5 protein-coding genes and 2 pseudogenes are annotated in these 4,287 nt (G+C 69.7%); 6 read left to right on the top strand and 1 reads right to left on the bottom strand.

Annotation, left to right across the window (positions count from 1 at the left end; translation table 11 throughout):
- Nucleotides 1-315: 315 nt before the first annotated feature.
- From JL475_RS38185 to JL475_RS38160, 6 genes and pseudogenes are all read left to right on the top strand, one after another.
- Nucleotides 316-510 (top strand): annotated as a pseudogene (locus JL475_RS38185) (multiprotein-bridging factor 1 family protein); the annotation flags it as partial.
- A gap of 346 nt (nucleotides 511-856) precedes the next feature.
- Entirely contained in the window at nucleotides 857-1,279 is a 423-nt protein-coding gene (locus JL475_RS38180; protein ID WP_202282797.1) for an RlpA-like double-psi beta-barrel domain-containing protein, read from the top strand.
- 10 nt (nucleotides 1,280-1,289) lie between these two features.
- On the top strand, nucleotides 1,290-1,910 hold the full coding sequence (locus JL475_RS38175; protein WP_202282796.1) for a cell wall protein: 621 nt from the start codon (nucleotides 1,290-1,292) through the stop codon (nucleotides 1,908-1,910).
- A 15-nt stretch (nucleotides 1,911-1,925) separates the two neighbouring features.
- Nucleotides 1,926-2,858, top strand: coding sequence for a MauE/DoxX family redox-associated membrane protein (locus JL475_RS38170; protein ID WP_202282795.1), 933 nt, complete (start codon nucleotides 1,926-1,928; stop codon nucleotides 2,856-2,858).
- Nucleotides 2,859-2,864: 6 nt separating this feature from the next.
- The gene (locus JL475_RS38165) at nucleotides 2,865-3,053 is read left to right on the top strand and encodes a hypothetical protein (protein ID WP_202282794.1); all 189 of its coding nucleotides are present in this window, start codon (nucleotides 2,865-2,867) and stop codon (nucleotides 3,051-3,053) included.
- A 59-nt stretch (nucleotides 3,054-3,112) separates the two neighbouring features.
- Nucleotides 3,113-3,411: pseudogene (locus tag JL475_RS38160) on the top strand (ATP-dependent helicase); the annotation flags it as partial.
- Nucleotides 3,412-3,655: 244 nt separating this feature from the next.
- Here JL475_RS38160 and JL475_RS40975 read toward each other — a convergent pair.
- Nucleotides 3,656-4,287, bottom strand: a 632-nt coding sequence (locus JL475_RS40975) for a hypothetical protein (protein ID WP_237409435.1), incomplete at its 5' end; no start/stop codon positions are given.

Here is a 4,287-nt window from a genome sequence, read left to right as displayed (position 1 = left end):
GGCATCGAGTCACCATCCCGCCGCCCGGCATCATCACGCACCGCAACCGTCACGTTGCCGAGAAGACCTCACTGTGTCGGCCGCCTTCACCGCCTCGTCCGCCGCGAGCCCTTCGGCGATGCGGTCGGGATCACCCGCGTACGTCCGGCCGAAGCACGACCGGGCCCCCTCGAGCAGCCCGAAGACAGCGAAGGCTCACTGCTGCTGCGAGGTCGACGGCGAGCAGGGGCGCACCTTCGGTCTCTTCTTCGTGCTGCGGGCGCGGTCGCTGTGCGGGGCGGTACGCGGGGAGAGGCGGCGAGGCCGGTGACCGAGGTGCGGGACGAGGAGACGGTACGGCAGCAGCGGTGGCCGGAGGACGAGCCGGGCACGGGTGTGGTGACCGCGTTCGGGCGGCAGTTGAAGCTGTTGCGGACGCGGGCGGGGCTGGAGCGGGCGGAGTTCGGCGAGCGGCTGGGGTCCTCGGCGGACACGGTGGCGTCGATTGAGGAGGGGAGGCGGATTCCGCAAGTCCCGGTCGGTACCGAAGTACCGCTTGTCGAGGGTGCCGATGCGCAGGTGACTCAGGTCGACCTCGCCCATGGCGACTCTGCCGTCTGCGAGACGGGGGAGACGGCGGAGCGGGTGCAGCCCAGAGGTGCGGACGCTCCGGCTCGGCCGCGCCGGCCCCGACCCTGCTCAGCGGAGAGGATGCCAGGCTCTCGGCCTTCTGCCCTCTGGCGGAGCGGGGCCACGATGCTCATCATGGTGATGCCCGATCGCACCACCCGTCACCGCTCTCCTGTCCAGCGCATCACGCGGAACAGGAGATTGTCATGCACGTGACATTTCGACTTCCGACCGGAAGGGAAGCACCATGGCTTGCGGATCGACCTATCTATGGCGTGGCGAGACCAGCTGGTTCTGCTGCGGCAACGCCTGGGGCCCGTGCGGCAGCGCGGGCGGCGGCGCCTGCGGGAACTGCCGCTCCGCCTCCTACCACGGAGCGTGGCCCAACGCCTCCCAGGCCTGCTGGGACATCACCCGCCCCGACTACTGCGGCGAGAACATCCCGCGGCGTGGGTGCGGCTCGGTGATGAGGGTCAAACACCAGTGTTCCGGAGCGGCCGTGTGCATCACGATCACTGACTGCGGTCCGCGCACCAAGTCCTGGTGCGGTGAGGCGACATGCTGCAACGGCGTCTGCCGCACCAACCGGATCCTCGACCTCACCCCTGCCGCCTTCTCCGCCATCGGAAACCTCGACTCCGGCATGCTGCCGGTCTACATCTACGAGTGAGGAGACAGCCATGACCGCTCGCCAGGCCCACCGCAACGGCGTCGACCGCCGGCGCTTCCTCACCAACGCCGTCATCGGCGGCGCGACGATCGTCGGCGCCACCGCGCTCGGCGGCATCGACGCCGAAGCCGCCTTCGCGGCCCCCCAGCCCTCCCTCGACCCGGCGTTCGCCAAGACCTCCTTCATGGAGGGACGGATATCGGGGATCGACGGCAGCCTGCTGTACGTCGTGGGCTCCCACGGCGACAGATCCCGTGTTCAGTTGACCAACGCCACCAGCGTTTGGAAACGGGAGCCCACCACCGCTGCGGCGATCGAACCCGGCGACGGGATGTACGCGCGCGGGGTGCCGATGCCCGACGGTACCGTCGCCGCCGACGCGGTGTGGGTGAACATCGTGAACCTGGACACCACCCTCCGCGGCATCGAGAAGAACCGGCTTCACCTGGCCCACGGCAACCACGAACTCGTCGGCCACGTCACCCGCGGGACCACCAACGCCTCCTACGCGGGCCAGGCCCTGACGTCCGATCTGTCCCGCCTGCGGATCGGGCAGCACGCCCAGATCATGGGCGCGTGGCGACCGTCGGACAACTCCATCGACGTCGTCCGCGTGTCCGTCGGCCACTGAGCGGCAGGGGGAAGAATGGTCTCGCTGACGCTGAGCCTGGTGCCACTGATCCTTGCGGGACTGCTCGGACGGACCGGGGCGGCCAAGCTCGGCCCCGCTACCGTCCGAGCGGCCCCGAAGACCGCTCTCGCCCGCATGCTGGGAAACAGTGAACGCGCCGTTCTCGCGCTCCGCGGCGTCGGCACGGTCGAACTGGTCCTGGCTCTAGGGCTGTTCACCCAGTCGGCCTGGCCCGCCGCCGTCGGCCTGCCGGCGGCGACTCCGGGGGCGGGTGCCGCCCTGCTCGGGGCGGGCTTCCTCGCCTACCTCGCCAGGGCCCGGACGACCGCGCCCGAGTCGTCCTGTGGCTGCTCGGCGAACGACGACTCACCGATCACCTGGAGGGCCTTCGCCCGCGCAGCCGCCGTGCTGGCGGGCGGGGCAGTGGCCGGGGCCGCCGCCACCGGTGATGCGCTTCCGTGGTGGGAGGTGTTCGGCCGGCAGCCGGTCGCTTCCGCCGCCTTCGTCCTCGTCTCGGCGACCGTTCTGGTGGCGCTCTCCGCGGACCTCGACCGGTGGTGGCGGCTGCCGCTGCGCCGGTTCCGTCTGCGGCTGAGCGGTCATCCGTTCGGTGCCACAGCAGGCACGGAACGCGTCCCGGTGGAGGCGACGGTCGAACTGCTGGAACGCTCGCTCGCATGGCAGGCGACCGGCCCCGTCGTGCGGTCGGGGCTGGTGGACCACTGGGACGAGGACGGCTGGCGGATCCTGCGGTACAACGGCGTGTACGAGGCAGCGGGACAGGCGAACCCGGTGCTGGTGCTGTTCGCGCTGGACGCGACCGTCAGCATGGACACCACGACCGAACCGGCCGTCCGCGTCAGCGTCGTCGACGCCGACAGCGGTCAGCCGGTGGCACAGGAGCTGCTCTCCCCCGTCTCCAGGACCGCCCTGCCGCTGGTCGGCTGACGGCTGATGCCCCGGACTCGCGGCATGCGGATCCGGGGCATCACCCGTGGGGCGGCTCGCGCCCTGCGGCCCGCTTGCACCAACCCCGACGAACTCGTCGCCCTCACACCGGACCACGGCCGACGCACGCCGCAGGGCGAGAGACTCGAGGACGTCCAGTCGAACCGGCGCCTGCCGGACCTGCATGGTCTCTGACCTTTCATCGGTTTCCGCAGTGCGCTCAGGCAAGGCTCAGGACGATGACGCCGAGGACGAGCACTGTCGCGGCGACGTTGCAGTCGGTCACCGACCCCTGCAACGCCCCACCGACTGCTGGCTGCGCCTGCGCGAGGACCTCACACCGGCCGACTGGCGCGCGGCCCGCGAGAACGTCGGCGAGAGCCTCGTCCTGCCCGACGTGGACCCCCGCGCCGTACGCGGCCTGAAGTTCTCCGCCGCCCTCCCGGAACGCCTCGCCGTCGCCACAGTCGCGGCACGCATGGCCGACTTCGAGAGTGCCCGTGGGGCGTTGTCGGAACCTGTGCGTCTCGTCGGGTCAAGTGGCTCCGCCTGAGAACGGAGAGACAGTGTCCGCAGGGCGTGAAGCAGACCTACGACGCCACTCGGAGTCACCGGGCACGCAGCATGCCGTCAGACGAGTTGAGGCCTCTTGGGCTTGAGCCAGCCGGGACCGACCTCCGTCGACCTGCGTACGGGCGCCGTTGACAGCTTCAGAGAAAGGGCCAAGCCGACTGGTCGGAGTCCATGCCCGAACCTCTGAAGCAAGTTCGCCTTCTGAGCAGGCTACCCTCATTCCTTTACCTGGTCGGTGCCTCCACGCGTCCGGTGACGCCGAGGTCACGGCGCATCTCATCCCGTAGATCGGTCAGCCGGTTCCAAAGGTCGTCCACCCGTCGGCTCAATTCTTCGACGCTCTCCTCCTGCCTCGGCTGCCCCGCGTCGAGACGCTTGACCAGCCCGTAGATCTTTCGCAACGAACCGTTGGCGGTCCCCAGGACGGGCAGTACGGCATCAGACACGATCATGTGGGACTCCGCGTGCTGGACGACGTAGGTGCTCCAGCGTTCATCCAGTTCCGCCCTCCGCGCCTCGGCCAGGGCGCCGACCCGGCGCAGATCGTGCATGCATCCGGCCAGGGTGTCCCGGGCTGCTCGCGCTGCAGCATGCAACCGTGAGTACGCGGCGCGCCGTTCCTCCAGCAATCGGCTGTCCCACTGGCGGACCTGGTCCTCCTGGCGATGCCGCTCGATCCGCTGATGTTCACGGACCCAACCACGTTCCGCACCGCGCTGTGTAAGGAAAACCGACGCCAGGGAAACCCCACCCCCGAGCACCGCAGCCGCAAGCGCCACAATGAATCCTTCTCGGTAACCATTCGTGACGTTTCGTGATCTTCGTTCAGGTGGTGCGGCCGTGTTCGAGCTGGAGC

Origin of the sequence: Streptomyces sp. M2CJ-2, from assembly GCF_016757295.1 — a bacterium.
Taxonomy (GTDB): Bacteria; Actinomycetota; Actinomycetes; order Streptomycetales; family Streptomycetaceae; genus Streptomyces.
Note: the sequence above shows the minus strand (reverse complement) of the source record. Positions and strands in the feature narration are given on the sequence as shown.